General features: G+C 70.5%; 24 protein-coding genes. 14 read left to right on the top strand and 10 right to left on the bottom strand.

Annotated elements, in window-relative coordinates; translation table 11 throughout:
- Positions 1-1,018 precede the first annotated feature (1,018 nt).
- On the bottom strand, positions 1,019-3,163 hold the full coding sequence (locus ADL15_RS44205; RefSeq protein WP_067705457.1) for a transglycosylase domain-containing protein: 2,145 nt from the start codon (positions 3,161-3,163) through the stop codon (positions 1,019-1,021).
- 76 nt (positions 3,164-3,239) lie between these two features.
- On the opposite strand from ADL15_RS44205, the gene cobC reads away from it, so the two are divergent.
- Genes cobC through cobA form a run of 3 tightly spaced genes read left to right on the top strand, consistent with a single transcriptional unit; the run spans position 3,240 to position 6,569 of the window.
- Positions 3,240-4,298 (top strand): Rv2231c family pyridoxal phosphate-dependent protein CobC, encoded by a 1,059-nt coding sequence (gene cobC / locus ADL15_RS44200; protein WP_232344930.1) that lies wholly within the window; start codon positions 3,240-3,242, stop codon positions 4,296-4,298.
- Positions 4,299-4,311: 13 nt separating this feature from the next.
- Positions 4,312-5,364 carry a nicotinate-nucleotide--dimethylbenzimidazole phosphoribosyltransferase gene (gene cobT / locus ADL15_RS44195; protein WP_067705453.1) on the top strand — a complete coding sequence of 351 codons (1,053 nt, stop codon included), beginning with the start codon at positions 4,312-4,314 and terminating at the stop codon, positions 5,362-5,364.
- Positions 5,361-6,569 carry a uroporphyrinogen-III C-methyltransferase gene (cobA, locus tag ADL15_RS44190; protein WP_067705451.1) on the top strand — a complete coding sequence of 403 codons (1,209 nt, stop codon included), beginning with the start codon at positions 5,361-5,363 and terminating at the stop codon, positions 6,567-6,569. Before cobT ends, cobA begins: the two co-directional genes overlap by 4 nt.
- A 201-nt stretch (positions 6,570-6,770) precedes the next feature.
- Here cobA and ADL15_RS44185 read toward each other — a convergent pair whose 3' ends face one another.
- Complete coding sequence (locus ADL15_RS44185; protein WP_067705449.1) at positions 6,771-8,171, bottom strand: alpha,alpha-trehalose-phosphate synthase (UDP-forming); 1,401 nt, start codon at positions 8,169-8,171, stop codon at positions 6,771-6,773.
- A gap of 114 nt (positions 8,172-8,285) precedes the next feature.
- Here ADL15_RS44185 and ADL15_RS44180 point away from each other — a divergent pair, with 114 nt between their 5' ends.
- The 5 genes from ADL15_RS44180 to ADL15_RS44160 all read left to right on the top strand — a co-directional run bounded on the left by ADL15_RS44180 (position 8,286) and on the right by ADL15_RS44160 (position 12,393).
- Entirely contained in the window at positions 8,286-8,825 is a 540-nt protein-coding gene (locus ADL15_RS44180) for a hypothetical protein (RefSeq protein ID WP_232344929.1), read from the top strand.
- 115 nt (positions 8,826-8,940) lie between these two features.
- The gene (gene ettA / locus ADL15_RS44175) at positions 8,941-10,617 is read left to right on the top strand and encodes an energy-dependent translational throttle protein EttA (RefSeq protein WP_067705445.1); all 1,677 of its coding nucleotides are present in this window, start codon (positions 8,941-8,943) and stop codon (positions 10,615-10,617) included.
- The gene (locus ADL15_RS44170) at positions 10,610-11,026 is read left to right on the top strand and encodes an acyl-CoA thioesterase (protein ID WP_067705441.1); all 417 of its coding nucleotides are present in this window, start codon (positions 10,610-10,612) and stop codon (positions 11,024-11,026) included. The genes ettA and ADL15_RS44170 overlap by 8 nt, the downstream gene beginning before the upstream one ends.
- A complete protein-coding gene (locus ADL15_RS44165; protein WP_067705438.1) occupies positions 11,023-11,682 on the top strand; it encodes a serine/threonine-protein kinase in 660 nt (219 codons plus the stop codon). Before ADL15_RS44170 ends, ADL15_RS44165 begins: the two co-directional genes overlap by 4 nt.
- Positions 11,683-11,811: 129 nt before the next feature.
- On the top strand, positions 11,812-12,393 hold the full coding sequence (locus ADL15_RS44160; RefSeq protein ID WP_067705435.1) for a type III secretion system chaperone family protein: 582 nt from the start codon (positions 11,812-11,814) through the stop codon (positions 12,391-12,393).
- A gap of 35 nt (positions 12,394-12,428) precedes the next feature.
- Here ADL15_RS44160 and ADL15_RS44155 read toward each other — a convergent pair whose 3' ends face one another.
- The 4 genes from ADL15_RS44155 to ADL15_RS44140 all read right to left on the bottom strand — a co-directional run bounded on the left by ADL15_RS44155 (position 12,429) and on the right by ADL15_RS44140 (position 16,914).
- Complete coding sequence (locus tag ADL15_RS44155) at positions 12,429-13,688, bottom strand: delta-60 repeat domain-containing protein (RefSeq protein ID WP_067705432.1); 1,260 nt, start codon at positions 13,686-13,688, stop codon at positions 12,429-12,431.
- A 65-nt stretch (positions 13,689-13,753) separates the two neighbouring features.
- Complete coding sequence (locus ADL15_RS44150; RefSeq protein WP_067705430.1) at positions 13,754-14,155, bottom strand: globin; 402 nt, start codon at positions 14,153-14,155, stop codon at positions 13,754-13,756.
- A gap of 58 nt (positions 14,156-14,213) precedes the next feature.
- Positions 14,214-15,497 carry an MFS transporter gene (locus ADL15_RS44145; protein ID WP_232344928.1) on the bottom strand — a complete coding sequence of 428 codons (1,284 nt, stop codon included), beginning with the start codon at positions 15,495-15,497 and terminating at the stop codon, positions 14,214-14,216.
- A gap of 319 nt (positions 15,498-15,816) precedes the next feature.
- Positions 15,817-16,914: a mechanosensitive ion channel family protein gene (locus ADL15_RS44140; protein WP_083972496.1), complete on the bottom strand. Its 1,098-nt coding sequence runs from the start codon at positions 16,912-16,914 to the stop codon at positions 15,817-15,819.
- 189 nt (positions 16,915-17,103) lie between these two features.
- On the opposite strand from ADL15_RS44140, the gene ADL15_RS44135 reads away from it, so the two are divergent.
- On the top strand, positions 17,104-17,658 hold the full coding sequence (locus ADL15_RS44135) for an HNH endonuclease (RefSeq protein ID WP_067705469.1): 555 nt from the start codon (positions 17,104-17,106) through the stop codon (positions 17,656-17,658).
- Between the two features lie 46 nt (positions 17,659-17,704).
- On the opposite strand, the gene ADL15_RS44130 is transcribed toward ADL15_RS44135, so the two are convergent.
- Both ADL15_RS44130 and ADL15_RS44125 read right to left on the bottom strand, forming a co-directional pair.
- Positions 17,705-18,514 (bottom strand): class F sortase, encoded by an 810-nt coding sequence (locus tag ADL15_RS44130; protein ID WP_232344927.1) that lies wholly within the window; start codon positions 18,512-18,514, stop codon positions 17,705-17,707.
- Positions 18,515-18,521: 7 nt separating this feature from the next.
- A complete protein-coding gene (locus ADL15_RS44125) occupies positions 18,522-19,028 on the bottom strand; it encodes a hypothetical protein (protein ID WP_067705426.1) in 507 nt (168 codons plus the stop codon).
- 203 nt (positions 19,029-19,231) lie between these two features.
- On the opposite strand from ADL15_RS44125, the gene ctaJ reads away from it, so the two are divergent.
- Complete coding sequence (gene ctaJ / locus ADL15_RS44120; RefSeq protein WP_083972495.1) at positions 19,232-19,522, top strand: aa3-type cytochrome oxidase subunit CtaJ; 291 nt, start codon at positions 19,232-19,234, stop codon at positions 19,520-19,522.
- Positions 19,509-19,898 (top strand): DUF5130 family protein, encoded by a 390-nt coding sequence (locus ADL15_RS44115; protein WP_067705424.1) that lies wholly within the window; start codon positions 19,509-19,511, stop codon positions 19,896-19,898. Before ctaJ ends, ADL15_RS44115 begins: the two co-directional genes overlap by 14 nt.
- A 6-nt stretch (positions 19,899-19,904) precedes the next feature.
- On the opposite strand, the gene ADL15_RS44110 is transcribed toward ADL15_RS44115, so the two are convergent.
- Both ADL15_RS44110 and pepN read right to left on the bottom strand, forming a co-directional pair.
- Positions 19,905-20,456 carry a Uma2 family endonuclease gene (locus ADL15_RS44110; RefSeq protein ID WP_067705463.1) on the bottom strand — a complete coding sequence of 184 codons (552 nt, stop codon included), beginning with the start codon at positions 20,454-20,456 and terminating at the stop codon, positions 19,905-19,907.
- Positions 20,457-20,652: 196 nt separating this feature from the next.
- On the bottom strand, positions 20,653-23,208 hold the full coding sequence (gene pepN / locus ADL15_RS44105; RefSeq protein WP_067705422.1) for an aminopeptidase N: 2,556 nt from the start codon (positions 23,206-23,208) through the stop codon (positions 20,653-20,655).
- Positions 23,209-23,309: 101 nt separating this feature from the next.
- Here pepN and ADL15_RS44100 point away from each other — a divergent pair, with 101 nt between their 5' ends.
- The 3 genes from ADL15_RS44100 (at position 23,310) to ADL15_RS44090 (ending at position 26,365) form a co-directional block, all read left to right on the top strand.
- Positions 23,310-23,936: a mycothiol-dependent nitroreductase Rv2466c family protein gene (locus ADL15_RS44100; RefSeq protein WP_067705420.1), complete on the top strand. Its 627-nt coding sequence runs from the start codon at positions 23,310-23,312 to the stop codon at positions 23,934-23,936.
- A gap of 307 nt (positions 23,937-24,243) precedes the next feature.
- Positions 24,244-25,440 carry a DUF1015 family protein gene (locus ADL15_RS44095; protein WP_067705418.1) on the top strand — a complete coding sequence of 399 codons (1,197 nt, stop codon included), beginning with the start codon at positions 24,244-24,246 and terminating at the stop codon, positions 25,438-25,440.
- A gap of 7 nt (positions 25,441-25,447) precedes the next feature.
- The gene (locus ADL15_RS44090; protein ID WP_067705416.1) at positions 25,448-26,365 is read left to right on the top strand and encodes an alpha/beta hydrolase; all 918 of its coding nucleotides are present in this window, start codon (positions 25,448-25,450) and stop codon (positions 26,363-26,365) included.
- Positions 26,366-26,403: the final 38 nt, after the last annotated feature.

The following is a 26,403-nucleotide window of genomic DNA, read 5'->3' as shown; positions in this document are numbered from 1 at the left end:
CCCCTGGGCGGCCGCAACCCAGCCTGGCCCCCACCCCTCCCCCGATCCATCCCTCCCGCCTCCCTCCCCCGCGCCCAGCCCCCACCCCCCCCCCCCCCCTATCCCGCCCCGCCCCGGGCTGGCTTCGGCCCAGGCCGGCGCGGTCGGCCTTTTTTGCCAGTTGGGCCCAGCTCATCTATTCCGCCGGATTTGTCCAGGCGGCATGCCTGATCCAGGGCTCGGCGTGGCCGCCCCGCCGCCCCCGCCGACACTGCGCTGTCTGCGCTGCCTGGGCTCGCTGCTGCTGGCCGTCACCTGGCCCCGGTTTTGGGAACCACGATGAGCGCTCGCCCGGACGGGTCGGCGATCGCCGGTAGTTGCTGAAAAGGCGTGATGCCACCGCCGGCGCTCGCTGGTCCGATTCGGCGAGCGCTGGCGGTGGTTGTCGCGGCTTTGAGAGCACGATGAGTGCTCGCCAGGGTTGCTGGCCGGCTGCCGGGGTTGGTGCGCGCAGTTGCCGGAGCGGCTTTGATGTCGCTGCTGGAGCCGGTGGGACTCGCCTGGCTTGTTGGGGCGAGGTGGCGGCCTTCTTGGGCCTGTGGTTGTTCGAGTCTGTAGCCGCTGTCGCGGTCGGCTCAGGTTCTCGAGCTGGCTCTGGTGGCCGTTAAGCGGGGCGCGAGACGGCCGTGAGAGCCAGCTGGGCGAGCGATGCGCGTCGCGGCCGCTGCGGAGAGCGGGACGTCGCGGGAGCCGCGGAACATCGCGGGAGTGCGGGAGCCGCGGAACATCGTGGGAGAGCGGGACGTCGCGGAAGCCGCGGAACGTCGCGGGAGAGCGGGACGTCGTGGGAGAGCGGGGCGTTGCGGGAGCTGCGGTGACGTTGCGGGAGAGCGGGACATTACGGCAGCCACAGTGCCATTGCGGGATAGCCGGACGTCGCGGGGAGTGGGGGCATCGGGGGTGGGCACGAGAGCTGTTGGGGATCACCCGGCGTGACCTGGGCCGCCGCTAGGCTCCGCGGCGGCCCGGGGCGCGTGGGTCAATAGACCAGTTTGTCCGACGGTGGGGTGAACTTGAGCTTCGGCTGGCCCTTCAGGGCGTCTCGCAGGGTCTCCGCCACCGTGTACTTCGAGATTGTCGACCGGCCCGTCCCCACGTAGTGCTCCGGGTTGTCCGGGTCGGCCACGAACGCTGAGGCGGCCAGTTGCGGGGTGAAGCCGCTGAACCACGCGGTCTTGTTGTTGTCGGTCGTGCCGCTCTTGCCGGCGATCGGCCGGCCGATGGTCGCGTACACCATCTCCGAGGTGCCCCAGCCGCCGCAGCTGCCACGCTGGGCGCCGTACCCGGTCACGCAGCTCGCCGCGTCGGTCGCGGCGCGGGCCACGTTTTCACTGATCACCCGCTTGCAGCGCGGGGCGGCGACGAGTTTGCCCTGGTACGAAACGTCCTTGCCGTCCGGATCGCGGATCGCCATGACCGGGAGCGGCTCGCAGTAGCGGCCCTCCGCGGCGACCGTGGCGAACGCGTTGGCGATCTCGACCGGAGTGGCGTCACTGACCCCGAGGGTGAAGGCGCCCCAGCCGGAGGCGTGGTCCGGCGTGGCCAGTTTCTTGTCCACCTCGGTACGCCACTTCAGCCCGAGCTTCTCGGCCATCTCCACCGCCTTCTCCGCGCCGACCCGCTGCTCGAGCTGGACGAAGTACGTGTTCACCGACTTGCCGAACCCGCTCCACATGGTCTGGTTGCCGGTCATCGACGGGCTGGAGTTCTTCGGGCACCAGTTGTCGCCGCAGGTGGCCGGTCCGGGCGCGGTGATGTATTTCGAGACGAACCGGGGCGGGGAGTAGTACGACGTGGAGAGCGGCATCCCGGCCTCCAGGGCGGCCAGCATCGTGAAGATCTTGAAGGTCGACCCGGCCTGGTACCCGGCCATGTCACCGCCGCCGAGCAGCGGGTTCACCGTGTTCGGGTAGTTGCCGCGCACGTCGTTGCTCTGTGCCGAGTCGCTGTGCCGGCCGTTGTCGTCCTGCTGCAGCGAGTAGCGCCGGTTCACCGCCATGCTGACGATCCGCCCGCTGCCCGGCTGGACCACCACCTGGCCGTGCGCGAACGGGCTGTTGCGCTTCTCCTTGGCGAGCACGTGCTTCATGGCGGACGCCTGGATCTCCGGGTCGATCGAGGTGACCACCCGGTATCCGCCGCGGCGCAGGTTCTCCTCGCGGTCCAGCGTGTTCTTGCCGAACGCGGGCTGCTCCCGCCACCAGTTCTTGAAGTAGTCGCAGAAGAAGCCCCAGTCGTTGTGCTCGGAGTTGACCGAGACGCAGTCGTTCGGGGGAGTGCTCAGCTTCAGTTTGATCTTGGCTTTCTTCGCGCTCGCCGCCTGCGCCGCGGTGATCGACCCCATCTTCAGCATCTGGTCGATCACGTAGTTGCGCCGGGTCTGCGCGGCCGCCTGGTCCTTGGTCGCCGGGTCGTACGCGGACGGCGCCTTGACCAGCCCGGCCAGCAGCGCAGCCTCGGTCAGGGTGAGGTTCTTCGGCGCCTTCGAGAAGAACACCTCGGAGGCCGCGTAGATCCCGTACGCCCGGTGGCCGAAGTAGGCGGCGTTCAGGTAGCGCTGCAGGATCTGCTGCTTGCTGAGCCGCTGCTCGACCTCGATGGCCAGCCGCATCTCGCGCAGTTTCCGGCTGGCGGTCTGCTCGGTCGCCTCAAGGGCCTCCTTCGGCGTCGACGCGCTGTCCCGCAGGGCCATCCGGACGTACTGCATGGTCAGCGTGGAGGCGCCCTGGGAGACGCCGCCGGCCTGCTGGTTGGCGACGAAGGCGCGGGCCACACCCTTGGCGTCGACGCCGTGGTGCTCGTAGAAGCGGGTGTCCTCGGACGCCACGATGGCCTGGGTGATGTACGGCGACATGCCCTTGAGCGCGACCTGCCGCCGGTACTCCTCGTAGAACGTGGTCAGCAGGGTCTTGCCGTCCTTGGCGTACACGTAGGTGGTCTGTGCCGAGGGCACCTCGGTGAGCTGTTCCGGCAGGTTCTCGAGCGCGTCGGTGCCGGCTTTGACCCCCATCCCGGCCAGGGCGGTCAACGGGTAGGAGAGGCCGGCGATGACCAGGCCCGCGATGAGCCCGGCTCGGATCAGCAGGGCGACTCTTCCGGCTACGGTGGGGCGTCGGTCAGTCACCCTTCGAAGGTATGACAAAACACCCCACAGTCCCCACGAATCAGCAAGAGAACGGACGTGCGGCATGCTGGGCCCCATGACGTTCGATCTTGATCATCACGGCGATGCCGAGGTCGGGGCGGGCCTGATCGATCTTGCGGTCAACGTCCGCCACCAGCCGATGCCGGACTGGCTGGCCCAGCCGATCCTGGCCTCCCTCAGCGACCTGGCCGCCTATCCGGACGCCACCGAGGCGACCGCCGCGGTCGCCGCGCGCCACCGCCGGGACCCGGCCGAGGTGCTGCTCACCGCGGGCGCCGCGCAGGCGTTCGTACTGCTCGCGCAGGCTTTGCGCGGGGCGCGGCGGGCGGTGGTGGTGCATCCGCAGTTCACCGAGCCGGAGGCGGCGCTGCGCAACGCCGGGCATCGCGTGGAGCGGGTGCTGCTGCGCGAGGAGGACGGGTTCCGGCTCGACCCGGCGCTGGTGCCCGACGACGCCGACCTGGTCTTCGTCGGCAATCCCACCAATCCCACCTCGGTGCTGCACCCGGCGGGTGACCTGGCGGCGCTGGCCCGGCCCGGCCGGGTGCTGGTGGTCGACGAGGCGTTCGCCGACACCACGTACCGGAAAGGGTTTCCCGGCGAACCGGAATCTCTCGCCGACCGTGGCGATCTGCCCGGTCTGGTGGTGCTGCGCAGCCTGACCAAGACCTGGGGGCTGGCCGGCCTGCGGATCGGTTATGCGCTCGGGCCGGTCGAGGTGCTGTCCCGGCTCGTCGCCGCGCAGCCGCTCTGGGCGGTCTCGACGCCGGCGCTCGCGGCGGCGGTCGCGTGCGCGTCGCCGATCGCGATCGCCGCGGAACGGGAGATCGCGGCCGCGCTCACGGCCGAGCGCGACCACCTGGTGGAACGGTTGCGGCACGTGCCGAGCGTCACGGTTGCCGGCGTCCCGATGTCCGCTTTTGTTTCGGTACGCATTCCCGGCGCCGATCGGGTCCGTGCCGAGCTGCGCGAACGTGGCTACGCGGTGCGCCGCGGGGACACCTTCCCGGGACTGGGCACCGACTGGCTCCGGATTGCGGTGCGCGACACTGCCACCACGGACCGATTCGTGCAGACTCTGCGAGACATCCTCGCGGAACGAAGCGAGAAGTGATCGAGGAGCGACCGTGACCCTGGAGACCACCCTGGCGGCCATCCGCCCGGCCGACGAGCCGGCCATGGCCGCCGCCCGCGAGCTGCACGGCCGGTTGACCAAGCCGGCCGGTTCGCTGGGCGCCCTGGAGGAGCTGTCGATCCGCCTGGCCGGACTGGCCGGGGTCTGCCCGCCGCCGCTGCCCGCCCCGGCCACCGTCGCGGTCTTCGCCGGTGACCACGGCGTGCACGCGCAGGGCGTCAGCCCGTGGCCGCAGGAGGTCACCGCGCAGATGGTGGCGAACTTCGTGGCCGGCGGCGCCGTGGTGAACGCGTTCGCCCGGCAGGCCGGCGTGGACGTGATGGTGATCGACGCCGGGGTGGCGATCCCGCTGCACGGCGGCCCGAACCTGCTGGACGCGAACATCCGCCGGGGCACCCGGGACATGACCGTCGAGCCGGCGCTGACCCGCGAGGAGGCCCTGGCCGCCGTCGAGCTGGGCATCGCGGTCGCCGGTCAGCTCGTCGCGGCCGGCGCGAAATGCCTGCTCACCGGCGACATGGGGATCGCCAACACGACACCCGCGGCGGCGCTGACCGCGGTCTTCACCGGTGCCGAGCCGGCCGCCGTGACCGGCCGGGGCACCGGCATCGACGACGCCATGCTGGCGCACAAGACCGAGGTGATCGCGGCGGCGCTGGCCCGGCACACCCCGGCCGCGGCCGACCCGATCGGCGTGCTGGCCGCCGTCGGTGGCCTGGAGCACGCCGCGCTGGCCGGGTTCATCCTGGGCGCGGCCGCCCACCGGGTCCCGGTGATCGTGGACGGCGTGATCGCCGCCTCGGCCGCGCTGGCCGCCGCCGCGTTCGCACCGGACGCGGTCGCCGCGATGGTCGCCGGGCACCGCTCGGCCGAGCCGGGCGCCACCGTCGCGCTCGCCCACCTGGGCCTGGAGCCGCTGCTCGACCTCGGGATGCGTCTCGGCGAGGGCAGCGGCGCGGTGCTCGCGCTGCCGATCGTCGCGTCCGCGGTCCGGGTGCTGCACGAGGTCGCCACGTTCGACTCGGCGGGAGTCTCGGAGAAATGAGCCTCTACCCCCTGGCCCTGCGCCTGGACGGACGCCGCGTGCTGGTGGTCGGCGGCGGCTCGGTGGCCACCCGGCGGGTGCCCGCGCTGATCGCGGCCGGCGCCCGGGTCGAGATCGTGTCGCCCGTGCTGACGCCGGCCCTGCAGGCGCACATCGACGCGGGCCGGGCGAGCTGGACGCCGCGCCGCTTCGTGCCGGGCGACGTGGCGGGCGCCTGGCTGGTGCACGTCGCGGTCGACGATCCGGAGGCGGCGGCCCAGGTCAGCGTGGCAGCCGAGGAAAAAGGCATTTTTTGCGTACGCGCTGACGACCGGGACGCGGCGACCGCCTGGACACCGGCGGTGACCCGGCACGGGCAGGTGACGGTCGCGGTGACCGACGGTGGTGACCGCCGGCGCGCGATGGCGGTCCGTGACCTGGTGGCGCACGCGCTGGAGGCCACGCCCCCGGCGTCCCCGGAGTTCAAGGGCGTCGCGCTGGTCGGCGCCGGCCCGGGTGACCCGGAGCTGATCACGGTGAAGGGGCGTCGCCTGCTGGCCGCCGCCGACGTGGTGGTCGCCGACCGGCTGGTCCCCGGGATGCTGCTCGGTGAGCTGCGGCCGGAGGTCGAGCTGATCGACGCCGCGAAGATCCCGTACGGGCCGTCGGCCGCCCAGGAGGAGATCAACCGGATCCTGGTGGACCGGGCGCTGCAGGGCAAGTTCGTGGTCCGGCTCAAGGGTGGCGACAACTTCGTCTTCGGCCGGGGCGGCGAGGAGGCCCTGGCCTGCGCGGCGGCGGGGGTCCCGGTGATCGTGGCACCCGGGGTGACCAGCTCGATCGCGGCACCCGCGCTGGCCGGCATCCCGGTCACCCATCGCGGGGTGGCACACGAGTTCACCGTGGTCTCCGGGCACATCCCGCCGGAACACCAGGACTCGCTGGTCGACTGGGCGGCGCTGGCCCGGCTGCGCGGCACCCTGGTGGTGCTGATGGGCCTGAAGAACCTCCCGAAGATCGCCGAGCGCCTGATCGCCGAGGGCCGCAGCGCGTCGACGCCGGTCGCGGTGATCCAGGAGGGCTCGACCGCGCACCAGCGCTCGCTGCGCAGCACGCTCGCCGAGGTCGCCGCGGACGTCGCCGCGGCCGGGATCCGCCCGCCGGCCGTCGTGGTGATCGGCGACGTCGTCGCGGTCACCGCCGGCTTCATCCCGGCTGCCGGCTGACCGCGGAGCGAGCACGGCAGGTGGCTGCAGGCTGAGAGCCGGCCAAGACCTGGAGGCGCGCCTCGGCCGGGAGTGGTCACGGTCTCGCGTCGGCCTCACGGGCGGGACTCGGCTCGTAGCCTGCGGGCGGGCGCTGGAGTATTCGTACAGGAAAAGGAACGGCGCCGGACCACGAGCGGTCCGGCGCCGGTGCAGTGGTTGTCAGTTTTCGGTGTCGTCGGACCCGAGTTCGTCGAGGAACGTGTGGGCCCACCGGGCGACGTCGTGGGTGCGCAGGTGGCGCTGCATGACCCGCATCCGGCGCTTGAGCTCGTGAGCCTCGGCGTTGATCGCGCGCATCAGCGCCTCCTTGACGCCGTCCGGGTCGTGCGGGTTGCACAGGAACGACTGGCGCAACTCCGTGGCGGCACCGGCGAACTCGCTGAGGATCAGCGCGCCCCCGGTGTCGCCGCGGCAGGCGATGTACTCCTTGGCGACCAGGTTCATGCCGTCCCGCAGCGGGGTCACCATCATCACGTCGGCCGCCGCATACATCGCGGCGAGCTCCTGCTTGTCGACCGACTGGTGCAGATAGTGCACCGCGGGCGTGCCGACCTTGCCGAACTCGCCGTTGATCCGGCCGACCTCGCGCTCGACCTTGACCCGCAGCGTCTGGTAGTGCTCGACGCGCTCCCGGCTGGGCGTGGCCACCTGCACCATCACCGCGTCGCCGACGTTCAGCTTGCCGTCGGCAAGCAGCTCGCGGAACGCCTTGAGGCGCAGCTCGATGCCCTTGGTGTAGTCCAGCCGGTCGACGCCGAGGATGACCGTTTTCGGATCACCCAGCTCGGCCCGGATCTGCTTGGCCCGGGCCTGCACCGCCGGGTCGGCGGCCAGGCGTTCCATGTCCTTGGTGTCGATGCTGATCGGGAACGCGCCGGCTTTCACCTGGCGCCCGTCCACCTGGATCGACTGACCCACGTAGCGCAGGCCGAGCAGGTGCCGGGCCAGCCGGACGAAGTTCTGCGCCGCCAGCCGCTGCTGGAACCCGACCAGGTCGGCGCCGAGCAGGCCACGCAGGATCTCGGCCCGGAACGGCATCTGCATGAACAGCTCGATCGGGGGGAACGGGATGTGCAGGAAGAAGCCGATCTTCAGATCCGGGCGCATCTCCCGGAGCATCGCCGGCACCAGCTGGAGCTGGTAGTCCTGCACCCAGACGGTGGCGCCCTCGGCGGCCACGTCGGCCGCCGCCTCGGCGAACCGATGATTGACCGCCCGGTACGAATCACGCCAGCGGCGCTTGTAGACCGGGGTTTCCACCGCATCGTGATAAAGCGGCCAGATCGTCGCATTCGACTGGCCCTCGTAATAGCGTTCGAGTTCGTCGGCGCTCAATGGCACCGGGTGGATGTGGATGCCCTCCAGATCGAACGGCTCGGGGGCGGTACCGTCCCCGCCCGCCCATCCGATCCAGGTGCCGCGGTGCTCGACGAGCACCGGATGCAACGCCGTGACCAGGCCGCCTGGGCTGGGGCGCCACTGGCGTTCCCCGTTCGGCAGAGTGACTTCGTCCACGGGCAGACGGTTGGCGACGACGACGAAGGAACTTCGTTGGGCCACGCTGAGTACACCTCCGGGTGGTTTCTGTTCCCAAGCTGAGCCTACTGTGCGTAGCCAGCTCGGGTCGTACCCACTCTCGTCATGCGATTTTGACCAGGGTGTCATCCTGTGCCGGTGACACCCCTCGATGATCATTCCCAGCATCGGCGCCCGTTGTTCTTCCCTGTGGTCATTGCCACGGTGATGCTCACGATCATCGGGATGACCGGTGGGTATCTGCTCAGTGAGCGGCGCGGGCAGCCGTCGTCGGATGCGGCCTCGCCCTCGGTGCCCGACGACTCGTCCTCGTCGGGGCCGGCGCTGCTGCCGACGGACGGGCTCTGCCCGCAGAAGACCCAGGAGATGGGCGCCAAATCCGGCGCTGCCGGTGAGCTGGGCCTGGTGCTGGAGGTGGCGACGAAGAGCAAGACGGTGGTCTGGATCTGCCAGGACAATGCCGGTCGGCTCTTCTATCACGCGAACAAGGGCGGACAGAGCGCATTGTGGGTGGAGGGGAAGACTGCGCTCTTCCTCGCCGACGTGCGGGACGACGGGGACGGTAACTTCACCGCCACCGCCGCCTGGGACGGCACGACCTTCTCGGTGAACCGCGACCGTGTGTTGATCACGAGCGCGGCCGGGAAGGTGACAGAGCAGGAGGCGGTCTCGGAGTGACCGCCAGGGGTTGGCGTTCACGTCGGCGGCGGCACCTGGAAAGATTGTCCTTTGATCCCCGGCACCGCATTGACCCGGCACCGAAAAAACCACGATCGCGGAGGTAGGGCACACCGTGGCCCAGTACATGTACGTCCTGGAAAAGGCGCGCAAGGCGCACGGCGACAAGGTCGTGCTCGACAACGTGACGCTGAGCTTCCTGCCAGGCGTCAAGATCGGTGTTGTCGGGCCGAACGGCGCCGGTAAGTCCAGTCTTCTCAAGATCATGGCGGGTATCGACCAGGTCAGCAACGGCGAGGCCCGGCTGATGCCCGGCTACACCGTCGGCATGCTGGCCCAGGAGCCGCCGCTGAACGAGGAGAAGACCGTCCTCGGCAACATCGAGGAAGCCGTCGCCGACACCAAGGCCAAGCTGGAGCGGTTCAACGCGATCGCCGAGCAGATGGCCACCGACTACACCGACGAACTGATGGAGGAGATGGGCAAGCTCCAGGAGGAGCTGGACCACTCCAACGCGTGGGACGTCGACTCGCAGCTCGAGCTCGCGATGGACGCGCTGCGCTGCCCGCCGCCGGACGCCGACGTCACCCAGCTCTCCGGTGGTGAGCGCCGTCGCGTCGCGCTGTGCAAGCTGCTGCTCGAGGCGCCCGACCTGCTGCTGCTCGACGAGCCCACCAACCACCTGGACGCGGAGAGCGTCTCGTGGCTGGAGCAGCACCTGTCGAAGTACGCCGGCACGGTCATCGCCATCACCCACGACCGGTACTTCCTGGACAACGTCGCGACCTGGATCCTCGAGCTGGACCGCGGTCACGCGTTCCCGTACGAGGGCAACTACTCGACGTACCTGGACAAGAAGGCGGCCCGGCTGACCCTGCAGGGTCGCAAGGACCAGAAGCTGCAGAAGCGCCTCACCGAGGAGCTCGAGTGGGTCCGGTCCAACGCCAAGGCCCGGCAGACCAAGAGCAAGGCCCGCCTCGAGCGGTACGAGGAGATGGCCACCGAGGCGGAGAAGACCCGGAAGCTGGACTTCGAGGAGATCCAGATCCCGCCGGGACCGCGCCTGGGCAGCACCGTCATCGAGTCCAAGGACCTGGTCAAGGGCTTCGACGGCCGGGTGCTCATCGATCACCTGTCGTTCTCGCTGCCGCGCAACGGCATCGTCGGCATCATCGGCCCGAACGGCGTCGGCAAGACCACGCTGTTCAAGACGATCGTCGGGCTGGAGCAGCCGGACGCGGGCTCGGTGCGGGTCGGTGAGACGGTCAAGCTGTCGTACGTCGACCAGAACCGCTCCGGCCTGGACGGCACCAAGACGGTCTGGGAGGTCGTCTCCGACGGGCTCGACCACATGATGGTCGGCAAGGTCGAGATGCCGTCCCGGGCGTACGTCGCGGCGTTCGGCTTCAAGGGCCCGGACCAGCAGAAACCGGTCAAGGTGCTGTCCGGTGGCGAGCGCAACCGGCTCAACCTCGCGATGACGCTGAAGATCGGCGGCAACGTGATCCTGCTCGACGAGCCGACGAACGACCTGGACGTGGAGACGCTCTCCAGCCTGGAGAACGCCCTGCTGGAGTTCCCCGGCTGCGCCGTGGTCATCTCCCACGACCGGATGTTCCTGGACCGGGTCACCACCCACATGCTGGCGTGGGAGGGCACCGACGAGGACCCGGACAAGTGGTTCTGGTTCGAGGGCAACTTCGACGCGTACGAGAAGAACAAGGTCGACCGCCTGGGTGCGGATGCGGCTCGCCCGCATCGGGTCACCTACCGCAAGCTCACCCGTGACTGAGCGGTTCATCCTCGACGTGCCCGTGCGCTGGTCCGACATGGACGCGTACGGGCACGTCAACAACGCGCGCTTCCTCACCCTGTACGAGGAGGCGCGCGTCGCCATGTTCTTCGTGGGCGCCCGCAAGCACGGCCTCGGCTCGTTCGAGGAGGGCATCGTGATCGCCCGCCACGAGATCGACTATCTGCGCCCGGTGGACTTCGGTGACCCGGTACGGATCGAGATGTGGGTCTCCGAGCTGCGGACGGCGTCGTTCACCGTGTCGTACGAGCTGTTCGACGACGGCGTGCTGGCCAGCCGGGCGCAGTCGGTCTGTGTGCCGTACAACCTGGGGGCCGGGCATCCGCGGCGGCTCTCCGAGGCGGAGAAGGACTTCTTGAAGCCGTACTTCTCGGACGGCGGGTCATGAGTGCCCACGGCCTGCTCGGGGTTCCCGACGCAGGCGCGTTCCTGGCCCGGCTGACCCGGCTGGACCCGGCGGCGCCGGTCCGGCTGCGGTCGGCCGGCGGCCGGACCGCCCTCTGGGCGCATCTGCCCTGGGACGTGCTGGTCACCCGCGAGGTGGCCGGACCCGGGCCGGGGGACGCCACGGTCTCCGCCGCCGCTCTGCTGGCCGTGCTGGCCGCGGGTGGCCAGGATCTGCCGGTCCGGCGGGACACCCTGTGGCACTGGGCGCTGCCGCCGGCCGCGAGCCGGTCGATCGAGTCGGTCTCCGCCGCCGAGCTGAGCCGGCTGGCCGCCGCGGCCGCCGGGACGCTGCGGGAGATCTCCTCGGTCGGCGTCGACGGCCGGGTGGTCGGGCAGCGAGCGGTCCGGGACGCGCTCCTCGATCACGTTGCGTTGGTCGTCACTCCGGAGGGCGGCGAGCCGGTGCAGGTCTCCCAGCGACTCGTCCAGGCGGTCGCGCGGATGGGTTTCCTCGGTCCGCGGGACGCGGAACCGGCGGCGGCGCGAGTGCGGACCGTCGGTGGTTGGGTGGGAATTTCGGCACCATATGGAGTCGCGTGGCGACAGAGCGCCCACAAATTGACCGTTATGACGATGATCAGTCACCCGAAAGGGTGAGTCCGCATCGTCCTTACGGTTCCGCCCTCCCGTTGGGGGGATGACCTTCAGACACTGTCCGGGTACCGTCGGCCCTCGGGTCCACCGCTACGTCCGGCAGCGGGCCTGTTGGGGAGTGAGGTGCACACGATGCCGTGGTGGTCATGGCGCTCGGGATCGGCCGCGAGTGACGAGGCGGATTCCGGTGGCGAGGTTGCGGTGCAGAGCACCGTCCGTGTCGGTGTCCCGGCCCAACGCGAGCCGAGCCGGAGCGGGTCTCCGGCGGATCTGCCCGCGACCGGCGCCGCCGATGTGATCGAGCCGGTGTCGCTGACGCGCATCGGCAAGGCGCTCGACCTGCTCGACATCCGGTTCCTCGCCGACGGCGGGGGCAGCCTGCTGGCCATGTGGGAGCGGCACGCGGTGCTGTTCACCCTGGAGGGCCCGGATGACGAGATCCTGGTGATGCGGGCGCGTCCGCACGCGACGGTCCCGCCGGACTGGGCCGACCGGGCCTACCGCGTGGTCAACGAGTGGAACCACACGCGGCGCTTCTGCAAGGCGTATGTGGGTGACCCGACCGAGCGCGGCCAGCTCCCGATCTATGCGGAGCTCCAGGTGCCGCTCGCCGCCGGGACCCACGACAAGCTCCTGGTCGAGCTGCTCGACTGCGGCGCCGCCGTCGCCACGTCCTTCGTCGACTGGCTCCACGACGAAGGGGCCCTGCTGTAACCCGGCAGAGCCCCCGTCAGTCCCGCCAAGCCGGCTCAGCTCGCCGGGAACATTCCCACCCGGCCGTGGTACTCCTTGCCCAGCTGGTCGGTGTCCGAGCCGACGAGCAGGCCGCCCGGGACGGTCAGGAACGCCCGCACCCCCACGCCCCGCGCGCGGGTCGGGTTCCAGGACAGCGCCTTGCCGGTGTTCGGGTTGACCGCGCCGATGCCCGGCCGGGCGACCGCGCCCGGCCCCGGGCCGTTCCCGTCGGTGCCGTACGGGTTGTCGAACCACCGCTGGTGCCCGCCCAGGTAGACGACCGGTCCGGTGATCGCGACCGCGTAGAGCGAGTCCCCGCCGGTCCGCTGCACCCAGGTGGGCCGCTGCTGGCCGGTCCGGTTCGTCTCGAAGCGCGCCGCTGAGTCGCACAGCTTCTGCGCCGACGAGGCCCGCCCGGTCGCCGCGACCACGAAGTACGACCCGTCCGGGGAGAACTTCACCTGCCGTAGGTAGGTGTCGAAGCCCTTCATGCACTGCGGCTTGTAGTCGTCGGTGTACCACCCGGTCAGCTGCGCCGACGAGCCGCCGACGTCGAACTGGGCGATCTGGGTCCGGTCGTAGCCGCCGGACTTGAGGAACGCGCCGACCGCGATCAGCTTGCGCCCGTCCGCGGTGACGTCGAAGTGCTCGACCCGGGTCCGGTTCAGCCCCGGCGCGCTCAGGCGGGCGTCGAAGCCGGAGTCCACGGCGCCGGTCTCGGCGTCCAGCCTGGCCAGCGCGGCTCGGCTGGTCCCGTTGATCGCGGTGAACGTGCCGCCGGCGTAGAGCCGGTCGCCCCGGGTGGCCAGGGCGCGCACGTCACCCCAGTTGACCTTCGCCTTGAACGAGGTGTCCCGGTTGCCGCTGCCCAGCCAGAGCCGGGTGATGCCGCGCTGGGCGGTGCCGTTCACGCTCTTGAACGCGCCGCCGGCGTAGACCGTCCCGTCGGCGCCCGGCGCGAGCGAGTAGATCGCGCCGTCCACCTCCGGGGCGAACGTCCGGATCGAGCCGTCGTTCAGATCGAACGCGAAGATGTTCTTCCGGGCCAGGGTGGTGCGCCGGCTGCTGTCCGCGACCTTGGTGAACGCGCCGCCGACGATCACGGTGTCGCCGACCACGGCGAGGGACCAGACCGTGCCGTCCAGCACGTGCGGGGTCCAGTCCACCGGGTTGCTGGAGACGATGTCGGACTGCGCGATGTCGGCCATCGCGGGTGGTGCCCCGGCCAGCGTGGCCAGGACTACGGTGGCGACGGCCAGCAGGCGACGGCGCATGGGGCGACTCCCGGATCGTGGGTGCACAATCCGATCAACGAGTCACCCGCCAGTGGCGACACGATTCAGACGGCGGGCTCCGTGTTCACCATGAAATAGGCGGCCCGCTCCAGGTAGTCCCAGAGCGTGGTGCGCTGCTCCGCGGTCAGGTCGATCGAGTCCACCGCCGCCCGCATGCACGCCAGCCACGCGTCCCGTTCGGCCGGGCCGACCCGGAACGGCGCGTGCCGCATCCGTAGCCGGGGGTGGCCGCGGGTCTCCGAATACGTGCTCGGGCCGCCCCAGTACTGCATCAGGAAGAGCCGCATCCGCTCGGACGCGGGCCCGAGGTCCTCCTCGGGGTACATCGGCCGCAGGAGCGGGTCCTGCGCGACACCCTCGTAGAACTTGTCCACCAGGCGGCGGAACGTGGGCTCGCCGCCGACGGCGGTGAAGAAATTGGCCTCTTCCGGTACGGGTGCGGTCACCGTTCCATCCTGCCAGCCGTCCGGTGCGCCGCGGTGTGACCCTCGGCGCTCCCGGGGCTCAGGCGGCCGGCTCGGCGTGTTCGGCGGGCGTGACCGGCGGCTCGGCCTGCTTCGGCGGTGCGGTGACGGGCGGCGCGGCGAACGGCGGCGCGGTCGCGGGCGGCGGGGTCTCGGCCGAGGCGTCCTGCTCGGCGGCCGAGAAGCGGGCCTGGTTCGGCCAGAACACCGCGACCGCACCCATCGCGAGCGTGCCGGCCGCGCTCCACAGGCCGACCACCAGCGGGATCCGGAAGGTGTCGGCCAGCGACCCGGTGATCAGCACCGCGGCGAACTGGCTGGCCTGCATCCCGCTGTTCATCACGCCGAACGCCCGGGCCCGGTGGGTGGGCGGCAGGACCAGCACGAACGCCGCGTTGAGCGTCGGCTGCAGGGCGCCCTGTGCCAGCCCGGAGACGGTCACCAGCAGCGCGACGGCGAACGGTGGCGGCGACAGCAGGACCGGGGTGAGCACCAGCGGGGTGATCACGGCCAGCAGCGGGGTCATCCGCCGCCGCCGGTCGGCCGGGACCAGCCGGCTGAACAGCAGGCCGCCGACGACGAACCCGAACGGCCCGGCCGCCATGATCATGCCCTGGTCGAGGCCGCGGGAGCCGTTGGGCACGGCCTGGGCGGCCCAGGAGGCGGCCAGGCTCTCCGGGACGATGAAGAACGCGACGACGGCGAAGACCACGATGGCGATGGACCGCAGCACCGGGTTGCCGAAGACCACCCGGAAGCCCTCGGCGGTCTCCTGCAGCAGGTGCCGGCGCTGTGCCAGTGCCACCGCGGCCGGCCGGGCCCGTACCTGGGTGGCGATCAGCAGCGCCGAGATCGCGTACGTGCACACGTCCAGGCCGATGGCCAGGCGCGGGTTCACGCCGACGGCGACGGTCGCGCCGATCAGGTACCCGGTGACCATGGCGGCCTGGGTGGAGGTCGACTGGATGGCGATCGCCAGGGTGAGCCGTTCCCGGCCGACCACCAGCGGCAGCATCGCCGACCGGGCCGCCTGGGCGGGCGGGCTGCCCAGGCTGTTGAGCAGGACCACCAGCAGGATCAGCGCGGGCGGCAGGCCGGGGATCAGCAGCAGCGCGGTCAGGGTCATCCGGTAGACGTCGGCGATCACCATCACCCGGCGATGCGGATACCTGTCGCCGAGCGAGGCGAGCAGCGGGCCGGCCAGGATCCAGGGCAGGTAGCCGAGTGCGAACGAGATCGCGGACAGCAGCACCGACCGGGTCTGCTGGTAGACCAGAACGGTCACGGCGGCGCGGGACAGGTAGTCGCCGATCCAGCTGGTCACCGAGGACAGGTATACCGCCCGGAACTCCGGCAGCCCGAAAAGGCTTCGGAAAGTGACATCGCTGCCACTCTCCGTAGCCTCTTCGGTCGGTTCTGGCCCCTCCGGGTTGCTGGCCACGCGCCCTCCATCGCTCTCGACGATCGCCGAGAGTCCGGCGACAGTCGTCCGCACTCTCGGGTCCACCGGCGCGAACGTGCCTTTGCATGTGCAGAAGCTGTTCCGGATTCTGCCCGATCGTCCTAGTCGATGCTAGGGCGGTTGGCCCGATTTTCGACCATTCGGCGGAGGGTGTAACCGATTAATGTGGCGTAGGGCCTGGTCAGGCCGCTCCGCCCGGCGGCTGCTCACCGATCGAAGGCGAAGAATTCTCCGGGGCCGTGTACCAGGGCGGGGGCACCGAGGAGCGCGGCACCATGCGGGAGGCGGCGATCCGTCCGGACAGCCCGCTGGACTCCATCGCCTCGTTCAGCGTCCGGCGCAGCTCCCGCTGCACTGTCGCCTGACTGTCCGCGGTGGTTTTCGCGATCGTACGGATCACCGCGCCGTCCACGGTGAGCTGCTCGACGCCGACCACGTCCGGCGGCTCGATGAACTCGGTCTGGTGTTCCGGGTGCTCGGCGATCGCGATGGCGGCGCCCTTCAGCACGTTGATCGCCTCCTCCGAGTTGACGAAGCCGATCGGAATGTCGATCACGACCATGGCCCAGCCCTGGCTCTTGTTGCCGACCCGGACGATCTCGCCGTTGCGGATGTACCAGAGCACGCCGCGGGAGTCCCGGACCGTGGTGATCCGCAGGCCGACGCTCTCCACCACGCCGATGGCCTCGCCCAGGTCGACCGTGTCACCGACGCCGTACTGGTCCTCCAGCAGCATGAACAGACCGGCGATCAGGTCCTTGACCAGGCTCTGCGCGCCGAAACCGAGCGCGACGCCGACGATGCCGGCGCTGGCGAGCAGCGGGGCCAGGTTGAAGCCGAACTCACCCATCAGCAGCAGGGCGGCCATGGTGAAGACCACGGCGCTGACGAAGCTGCGCAGCACCGAGCCGATCGCCTCGGCGCGCTGGCGGCGCCGCTCCGGGATGTACTGCGCGTCCTCGGCGGTCTCGGCGACCCGCTCCTTGAGCGGCTTGAGCAGCGCCGGCATGGCGGCCCGCGAGGTGCTCGCGGTGAGCCGGGTGATCGCGCGGTGCAGCAGCCAGCGGATCAGCATCGCCACCACGATGATGCCGATGACCCGCAGCGGCTTGATGATGATCACGTAGCTGCTGTTGGCGAGCCACTGATTCTGGGTCCAGACGAAGACCTGTTTGCAGAGCGCGTCATTGCCGCAGGCGTCGGTGATCGCTGCCGTGGCGCTCTCGACGGCGCCGGCCGAGGGCGAAGGGGAGGGAGGTAAGGAAGGACCTAGGAGCACGGGAAGTCAAGGTACCGGGTCCGGCTGGGTGAGAGACCTCAGACGTTTACCCGCGTGCCACAGATTGTGCTCGCAATTTGGTCATCCATCAGGGACTATTGGCGCACGGGCTACTCCAGCGAGGCCCAGATCACACACGGCTGAGCTACGGGAGCGCCTGAAAGCAACTGATCCGGAAGGGTGACTGCGATGCCTGACATACGACCCACAGTGGGCTCTTCCTCGTTAGTGCTGAACGCCACCTACGAGCCGCTGTGCGTCGTATCGGTGCGCCGGGCGACAATTCTCGTCCTCACCGACAAGGCGGAGTGCATCTCCGACGGAGACGGCATCCTGCACAGCGCGCGGCAAACCCTCCCGGTTCCTTCGGTGGTCCGCCTCACGCGGTATGTGAAAGTTCCCTACCGCACCCATATCGGCCTCTCCCGCCGTGCGATCTTCGCCCGGGACGCCGGCCGGTGTGCCTACTGCCGGGGTTCCGCCGAGACCATCGATCACGTCTTCCCGCGCAGCCGAGGTGGTCTGCACGCCTGGGAGAACGTGGTGGCCGCCTGCGCCAAGTGCAATCACAGCAAGGGCGACAAGACACCGGCCGAGCTCGGCTGGCGCCTGCATTCCATACCCCAGGCGCCACGAGGGGTCGCCTGGCGGGTCCTCGGGCACCGCACCCCCGATCCCCGTTGGATGGACTGGCTCGACCTGCCCGACAACCACGCCGCCGCGGCACCCGCCGAGGCGGCGTAGTCATATCCCGCGCCTGGTCGGCTCCCGGCCGGCCCAGACCGAAGGGCTAGCGGGAGTCGACCAGCGAGGCGTAGACGACGATGTTGTCGGCGTAGCCCTGCTCGCCACCGAGCCATTTCCCGCCGCAGGTCATCAGCCGCAGCGCCGGGCGGCTGTAGTCGCCGTAGACCCGGTGCACCGGGAGCTCGTCCTTGTCGTAGTGCTCCACCGAGTTCACCTCGAACACCGCGACCGTGCCGTCCGCCCGGCGCACCTCGATCGGCTGCTTCGGCTTGAGCCTGCCCAGGTCGTGGAAGACCGACGGCCCGGTACGCGTGTCCGCGTGCCCGACGAACAGCGCCGGCCCGAACTGTCCCGGTGTCGGCCCGCCGTCGAACCAGCCGACCTCGTTGTGCCGTTTCAGCGGCGGCACGTCCACCGACCCGTCGCCGGCCAGCCCGACGTCCAGGATCGGCGCGTCGACCTTGAGGTCCGGGATGGTCAGCCGCTGCGGCCGGCTCGGCTCCAGCACCGGGAAGGCGCGCGGCGGCGGCGCGTCCGGCCCGCGGAACAGCCCGCCGAGGTCGAAGCCGGTGGCCACGCCGAGCCCCATGCCGACCGCGAACAGCCCGACGAAGAACAGGATCAGCGCGATCCAGCCGAACGGCAGGCGGCCCTTGCGCCGGCGCGCCGACGACGGTGGCGTCCGGCGGCGCGGCCGGGGCATCCGGAAGGGTGAACGGCCCCCGCCGACCGGTGGTGGCGCCGGCAGCGGGCCGGTCACCACGCCCGGCGGCGGGGCGCCGATCACCTGGGCCGGGCGTTTGCGCTGCACCGACTCCGGCATGCGGGGCGGGCGCCCGGTCTGGTCGGTCACCCCGGCCTCAGTTCGGTCGCCGGCGGCGTACCGAGAGCAGGGCCAGCGCGCCCGCCGCGACCATCACCGTCAGGCCCCCGCCGACCAGCAGGGACGCCTCCGGCCCGGGTGCTGTCCCGCCGCCGCCGGTGGCCGGGCCGCGGGCCGGTTCGACCTTCGCGACCACGTGCAGGTTCGCGCTCGCGGTCTTGTCGTCCGGGCAGTGCAGGGTGACCTTGTAGTCGCCGGCTTTCTGGTCGGCCGGCACCGTCACGGTCGCGGTCAGGAAGTTGAAATCCGGCTCGACCGGCACCGATCCGATCGGTGCCGCGGTGACCGTGGCGGCCTTCGCGTTGCTGTTGCAGGACGCGCGCAGGGACACCACGTCACCGGCGCGCACCGTGCTCGGGTTGAGTTCGAGGAATACGGCGTCGGCTGCCCGCGCGGCGGTGGCCGGCAGCAGCACGGCGGGAGCTCCGGCGACTGCCAGAGCCGTGAACATCGCCGCGCCAGCGGCGGGGACGGTCAGGCGCATGGAAATCCCCCTCCTGCCGTTCGCGGGTGGAAAGTACGCGGACGGCGCGTGAAGGTGATTTTCGCATTGCGACGCACATTCCGCGTAGATCCCGACGGCGTGAGACCCCGGTTCGAGACCCGACGGTCCGGGACGACTCGTGCTCCGCTACCGTGATTGATGTTCAGTCTCACGATGGATCACCGGCGCCTGGGGGCGTTCAGTTGTCTGTAATAACCACCATTCTGGTCTATCTGATCATCCCGGCCGCGATCATCGGCCTGGTGTCCTTCCTCGCGCTCGCCGGTTCTGACCGGGACAAGCCGTCCCGTCGGTACCGTCCGGGTCAGCCGTACGAGTTCCCGCCGATGTGGTTCCTGGCCTCGCCCGAGCGATCCGTCGCGGCGAGCCACGGCCACGCGGTCAAGGCGATCGAGCGCGGACTGGTCATCGAGGACAGCTCCGGCGCTCCGGTCCGGCCCGGCCCGACAGGAGGCGCAAGTGACAAGTGGTGAGGCGGTCGTGACCGACCGCGAGAGCCCGTTCACGACCCGTCAGCTGCTGCGCCTGGACGAGGCGTTGCGCCTCGCCGACCAGGCGACCGGCCTGACCTTCAGCATCTACCTCGGCGAGCTGGCGGAGCCGATCCGCGAGTCGGCCGAGAAACTGCACAGCGAGATCGTGGACCCGCATCGTGCGGTGCTCCTCGCCGTCTCGCCGAGCCAGCGCAGGCTGGAGATCGTCACGGGCGACGAGGCCCGTAAGCGGATCACCGACCGGGACGCGAAGCTGGCCGCCTTCGGCATGGCCGGTTCGTTCTCCGGTGGCGACCTGATCGGTGGCCTGATGATCGGTCTCGACCAGCTGGCGTCGCACGCCGGCCGTTCCTGACCTGGTCTATCGCCAGGCCCCCGGTGCCACTCTGACCGGGTACGGGGCGTCGAGCTTCACCAGCTCGGCGCCCTCGACTCGTTGGACCTGCCGGTATGCCGCGCCGTCGAGCGTGTGCACCCGCAGCTCCGTGCCCGGCTCCACCAGCCAGTAGGCGGGGATGCCGCCGGCCGCGTACACCGCGGGTTTGAGCAGGTCGTCGTAGCGCCGGGTCTCGTCCGAGGTCACCTCGACGACCAGGGCCACGTCTGCCGGGTTCACCCAGCTCGTCCCGGACGACCGGGGTCGCAGCACGGTGACGTCGGGCACCAGGCTGCTGGTGCCGATCTCGACGCCCAGGCGGGCGCACACCCACCAGTCCGGCGGTGCGGCCGCGCGCAGCGTGGTGACGATCGCGTCGACCACGGCGTCGTGCGTCCCGCCCAGGCGTGGCGTGACGTGCAGGCTGCCGTCGACGATCTCGTACCGGTGCCCGTCCTGCGGGAACAGGTGCAGGTCGGGTTCGGTCCACCGCCCGTCCGGCGCGGTCCATCGGGCCGGTGATCCCTGGCTCAGCATCGTCACGGGCTCTACCTCCAACGCCGCCATCACCCGAACGCGGAGTGTCAGCCTACTCACGCAGTGTTGTTGCGGTTGGGTTACGCGCCGGTAAGTTCCTTTTGTGGGAATCCACGAAAACTAGCCCCGCCCGGGAATCCACGAAAAACGGCCCCGCCCGAACAATCGGACGAGGCCGTTCCCTGGTACTACCGGATCAGCCGGCCGACACGTCCTTGGCCCGGGCCTTCAGCGCGCGCAGCACGCCGTCCCGGCCCTCGGCGACCAGCCGCCGCAGCGACGCCGGGTGCCCGTCCTCGGCCAGCCAGGCGTCGGTCAGCGCGACCGTCTCCTGGCTGATCTGGAACGCCGGGTACGCCAGCTGGGTGAACTCCTGCGCCGGCTCGCTGTCCGAGCGCGCCCACACCTTGCCCACCTCGGTGAAGAACTTTTCCGCGTACGGCGCCGTCAGGGCCACCTGGCGGGTGCTCTGGAAGCCCTGCAGCAGCGACCGGTTCAGCCAGTTCGGCGGGGTCTGCGGCCCGGTCAGGTCGGCCCACACCCGGGCCTTGTTCTCCGGCGTCGGCAGCAGCGCGCGAGCGACCGCCGCCTCCCGCTCCCCACTGGCCGTCTTGTCACCGGTCAGCTCGTCGTCGATCTCCGACTCGGCGGCGGCACCCAGCGCGGACAGCGCCTGCAGCAGCGACCAGCGCAGCTCGGTGTCGACCACCAGGCCGGCCGGGGCCGTGCCGTCGAGCCAGCCGCGCAGCACGGCGGCCTGCTCCTCGGTACGCGCCGCGGTGATGTACGCCCGCGCCCAGGTCAGCTGCCATCCGCTGCCCGGCTCGGCAGCGGCCAGCTGGGTCTCGGACAGCGTCGCCAGCATCGCCCAGCCGGTCGGTGCCCACGCCGGGTCCGCGAAGCTGACCAGCGCGCTGCCGGCCTGCCGCAGGGTGGCGGTGGTCAGGTTGATGTCGCTCTCGGCCGGCAGGCCCGAGCAGACCAGCTCCACGTAGTCGCGGGCGGCCAGCTCGGCGTCGCGCAGCATGTCCCAGGCCGCGGCCCAGCACAGTGCCCGCGGCAGCGCCGAGTCGAAGCCGGCGATGTGCTTGACCAGCGTGCCCATCGAGCGCTCGTCCAGGCGCAGCTTCGCGTACGTCAGGTCGTCGTCGTTGATCAGCAGCAGGTCCGGCGCCTTGACCCCGGCCAGCGCGGTGACCTCGGTGTGCTCCCCGGACACGTCCACCTCGAGCAGCTCGCGCCGCACCAGCCGGTCGCCGTCCAGGTCGTAGAGGCCGATCCCGATCCGGTGGGTGCGCAGCGTCGCGTAGTCGGCCGGAGCCTCCTGCAGGACCGTCACCTTGGTGTAGTGCTGCCGGTCGTCCAGCTCGACGACCGGGCGCAGGGTGTTCACCTGCGCGGTCTCCAGCCACTGCGCGGCGAACTTGCGCAGCTCCCGGCCGGACGCCGCCTCCAGCTCGGTGAGCAGGTCGTCGAAGGTGGCGTTGCCCCAGGCGTGCTTGGCGAAGTAGGCGCGCAGACCGGTCAGGAACGGGTCGAGGCCGACGTACGCCACCAGCTGCTTGATCACGCTGGCGCCCTTGGCGTAGGTGATCCCGTCGAAGTTGACCTCGACGGCTTCCAGGTCCGGCATCTCGCAGTACACCGGGTGGGTGGAGGAGAGCTGGTCCTGCCGGTAGCCCCAGGCCTTCCGGATGGACAGGAACGTCGACCAGGCGTCGGTGAACCGGGTGGCGTGCGTGTTGCACCAGTGGCTGGCCCACTCGGCGAACGACTCGTTCAGCCACAGGTCGTTCCACCAGCGCATGGTGACCAGGTCACCGAACCACATGTGGGCGAGCTCGTGCAGGATCGTGTTGGCCCGCTGCTCGTACTCGTAGTCGGTGACCTGCGAGCGGAAGATGTAGTGCGCCTCGGCGTGGGTGACACAGCCGAAGTTCTCCATCGCGCCGGCGTTGAAGTCCGGCACCCAGAGCTGGTCGTACTTCGGCAGCGGGTAGCGCACGCCGAACTGCTCGTGGAAGAAGTCGAAGCCCTGCTTGGTGACCAGGAACAGGTCGTCGGCGTCCAGGTACTGCGCCATCGAGGCGCGGCAGAACACGCCCAGGTCGATGCCGTCGTGCGAGTCGCGGACCTCGTGGTACGGCCCGGCGCAGATCGCCGTGATGTACGTGCTCATCTTCGCCGACGTGGCGAAGTGCACGGTCCGCGCGCCGCCGGCGGCCGGTTCCTCCCGCTCGACCAGCGAGTTCGACACCACCTTCCAGTGGCTCGGCGCGGTCACGTGCCAGGTGTAGACGCTCTTCAGGTCGGGCTGGTCGAACGCCGCGTAGACCCGCTGGGCGTCCGCGGTCTCGAACTGGCTGTAGAGGTAGATCTCCTGGTCGACCGGGTCGACGCTGCGCTGCAGGCCCTGCCCGCTCGCCGAGTACGCGAAGTCGCCGTCCACCACCAGGGTGTTCTCGGCGGCCAGGGCGGTCAGCCGCAGGCCCTTCTCGGGCGACCAGGCACTCAGGTCCAGCGGTTCGCCGTTCAGCGTGGCGGTGTGCAGCTTCACGGCCGCGGCCTCGACGAACGTCTCCGCGCCGGGCTCGGCGCAGCGGAAGGTGAGCACTGTGGTGGAGCGGAAGGTGACGGAACCGGGATCGCCGTTTCCGTCGGTCAGGTCGAGGGTGATGTCGTAGCCGACGACCTCGAGCAATCGACTCCGCTCCGCAGCCTCGACCTGGGTCAGGTTGTGAACACCGGCCACGTGCACTCTCCTTCGAGCTGACTGCTTTTCCTCGCAGCCTATGCGTCGCGCCCGTCTCACACCGCACCCCCACCGCCTTCAGCGGTGGCAGGATCGATCCCATGAGCGAACGCGCGACTGTCGACATGTGGTTCGACCCCCTGTGCCCGTGGGCCTGGATCACCTCCCGCTGGCTGCTCGAGGTGGAGAAGGTGCGTCCCCTCGACATCCGGTTCAACGTGATGAGTCTGTCCGTTCTCAACGAGTGCCGGGACCTCCCGGAGCAGTACCGGGACCTGATGGACAAGGGCTGGGGCCCGGTCCGGGTCTGCATCGCCGCGGCCGAGGCCGCCGGGCCGGAGGTGCTGCGCGATCTCTACACCGCGCTCGGCACCCGGATCCACCTGCAGAAGTACGAGCTGGACGAGAAGCTGTTCACCGAGGCCCTGACCGAGGCCGGTCTGGACCCGGCGCTGGCTGCGGCGGCCACCTCCGACACCCGCGACGAGGCGCTGCGAACCAGCCACAACGCCGGGATGAAGCCGGTCGGCACGGACGTCGGCACCCCGGTGATCCACGCGCCCGGCCCGGACCCGGACTCCAAGATCGCCTTCTTCGGCCCGGTCGTCACCCCGGCGCCCAAGGGCGAGGCGGCCGGAAAGCTCTGGGACGGCGTCCTGCTGGTCGCCGGCACCCCGGGCTTCTACGAGATCAAGCGAAGCCGCGAACTCGGCCCGATTTTCGACTAGTGCACCACCCGAGGGCCCGCACCGTCGTTGGATGAGGTGATGTACACCTCATCCAGCACGGCAGCAGACATGACGATCGGCGTTCAACGCGGCGTCTGGGCGGATCTCTCCCCGGAACTGGCGGGACTCGTCGCACCGCCGGTCACGGTCACCGCGAATCCGTTCCTCGGGACGGAACATCCGCTCCTCGGGACGGCACTTCCGGTCGAACGTCCGGTTAACGCTCATCGACGGGCACAGTTGAGCAGGTCACGCGCGAACATGCCGGTAGGTAGGCACCGCCGGTCCGCGGGGTAAGTTGCCCCTCATGACGGTCGTGCACCCGATCAGCCGGGCCTGGATCACCACTGGCGGTACCGGAGCCCAGAACTACGACGAGTTCGCCGACGACGCCGAAATCACCGACATCATCACGGCCAATCCGCACAGCTCGCTGGCCGTGGAAATGCCGCATCTCGCGCCCGACTCCCTCGGCAAGACCTTCGCGGAAGCCCTGCCGGACGCCGTCGTCCGGCTGGAGCGCGACAAGTCCGAGGGCGACTACCGGCAGGCTGAGCACGTCGTGGTGCTCTATCGGATCACCGCGAAGGACGAGGCGCCCGCCTACGGCCTGTGGAGCATGGTCGAAACGGCCGAGATCTCCACCAGCGCCGACGAGCCGGGCCTGGTCATCCGCAACGAGGACGTCTTCATCGCCAAGGTCCGTGAGCGGGTCGCGCTCGCCGAGGCGCTGCAGACGCTGCTCTCGCCGGTGCTGCTGCTGCAGACCGGCAAGGGCGAGGAACTGCATGCCGCGCTCGCCGACGCCTGCGACGCGGCCGGTGAGCCGGAGGCCACCGACACCGACCAGACCGGCCGGACCCACGCCATCTGGGTGCTGGGCGCCGGTGAGCTGCAGGACCGGCTCACCGCGCTGGCCGGCGGCGGCGAGCTGGTGGTCGCCGACGGCAACCACCGGAGCCTGGCCGCGCAGACCGGTGGGCTGCCGCGCTTCCTCGCGGTGATCACCACACCCGCCTCGGTCGCGATCCAGCCCTACAACCGCCTGGTCAGCGAGCTTCCGGCGACGCCGGAGGAGTTTCTGAAAGGCCTCCGCGAGGCAGGTGCGACGGTCACTGAGCTGCCGCGCGCCGCGGCCCTTCCCCCCAAGGGCACGATCGAGGTGTACGCAGGGGGTCGCTCCTACTCGGTCGCACTGCCGTCCGACCCGGCCGGAACCGCGGTGGACAACCTGGACCACGGACTGGTCGAGCGGGTGCTGCTGGGTGACGTGCTGGGTCTGGAACCCGGCGACAAGCGGATCTCCTACATCGGTGGTGACTACCCGGTCGAGTGGCTGCGTGGTGAGGTCGACGCCGGTCGGGCCGCGCTGGCCGTGCTGATCGCGCCGGTGACCGTTGAGGACTTCGTCGCGGTCAACCTGGCCCGGCTGAAGCTGCCGCGCAAGAGCACCTGGTTCACCCCGAAGGCCCGCGGCGGTCTCGTCCTGGCCCAGCTCGGCTGACGCAGGCATGCTCCACCCCCAGGTGACGGCGGCGGCGAGACTTCGCCGCCGCCCTACTGCCGAGCAGCTCGCGGCCAGCCCCTACGACCAGCTCCTCGCCGCCCGCACGGCGATGGAGGAGTCCAACGAGGCGGAGACCGGCCCGGCACTGCCGTTGCCGGTCGTCGCCGACCTGGACGCCGACGGCGTGCCCTGCCGTCTCTACGCCACCCGCGCCGACGCGCCGCTCTTCGTCTACCTGCACGGTGGCGGCTGGTGTTACGGCAGCATCGAGACCGTTGACCGGTTCTGCCGCCGGGTCGCCGACCGGTCCGGCTGCGCGGTGCTGTCGGTGGGGTACCGGCTCGCACCGGAACACGTGCACCCGGCCGCGCTCGACGACGCCGCGACAGTGCTCGGCTACGTCCGCAAGAACGGCTCGGAGCTGGGCGTCGACCCGTCCCGGCTGGCGATCGGCGGCGACAGCGCCGGCGGCCAGCTGGCCACGGTCACCGCGCGCCGGCAGCGGGACGCCGCCACCCCGCTGGACTTCCAGGCGCTGATCTACCCGGCCCTCGACCCGCTCACCTCGGCCGAGTCCTACGACGAGCTCGGCGAGTACGGCCTCGACCGCGCCTCGATGAAGCTGGCCTGGGAGACCTACGTCCCGGACCCGCGGCAGCGGCTCACCCCGGACGTGGCGCCACTGGCGGTCGCCGACCTGTCCGGCATGCCGCCCACCCTGATCATCACGGCCGAGTACGACGCGCTCCGCGACGAGGGCGCCGACTACGCGGACGCGCTGATCAGTGCCGGGGTGCCGGTGGTGCACACCCGGTACATGGGCGTGAACCACGGCTTCGCCCGCAAGATCGCCACCATCGACGCGGCCCGGGCCGCGGCCGATCAGGTGGCCGCCGTGCTGCGTGCGGCGCTCACGTTCTGAGCAAGGTCGCACGCACGGCCGGCTGGTGCCGGCGGCTG

It is taken from the genome of Actinoplanes awajinensis subsp. mycoplanecinus, assembly GCF_001509495.1.
In the GTDB taxonomy this organism is placed as follows: Bacteria; Actinomycetota; Actinomycetes; order Mycobacteriales; family Micromonosporaceae; genus Actinoplanes; species Actinoplanes palleronii.
This window is presented reverse-complemented; position numbering and strand designations above follow the sequence as displayed.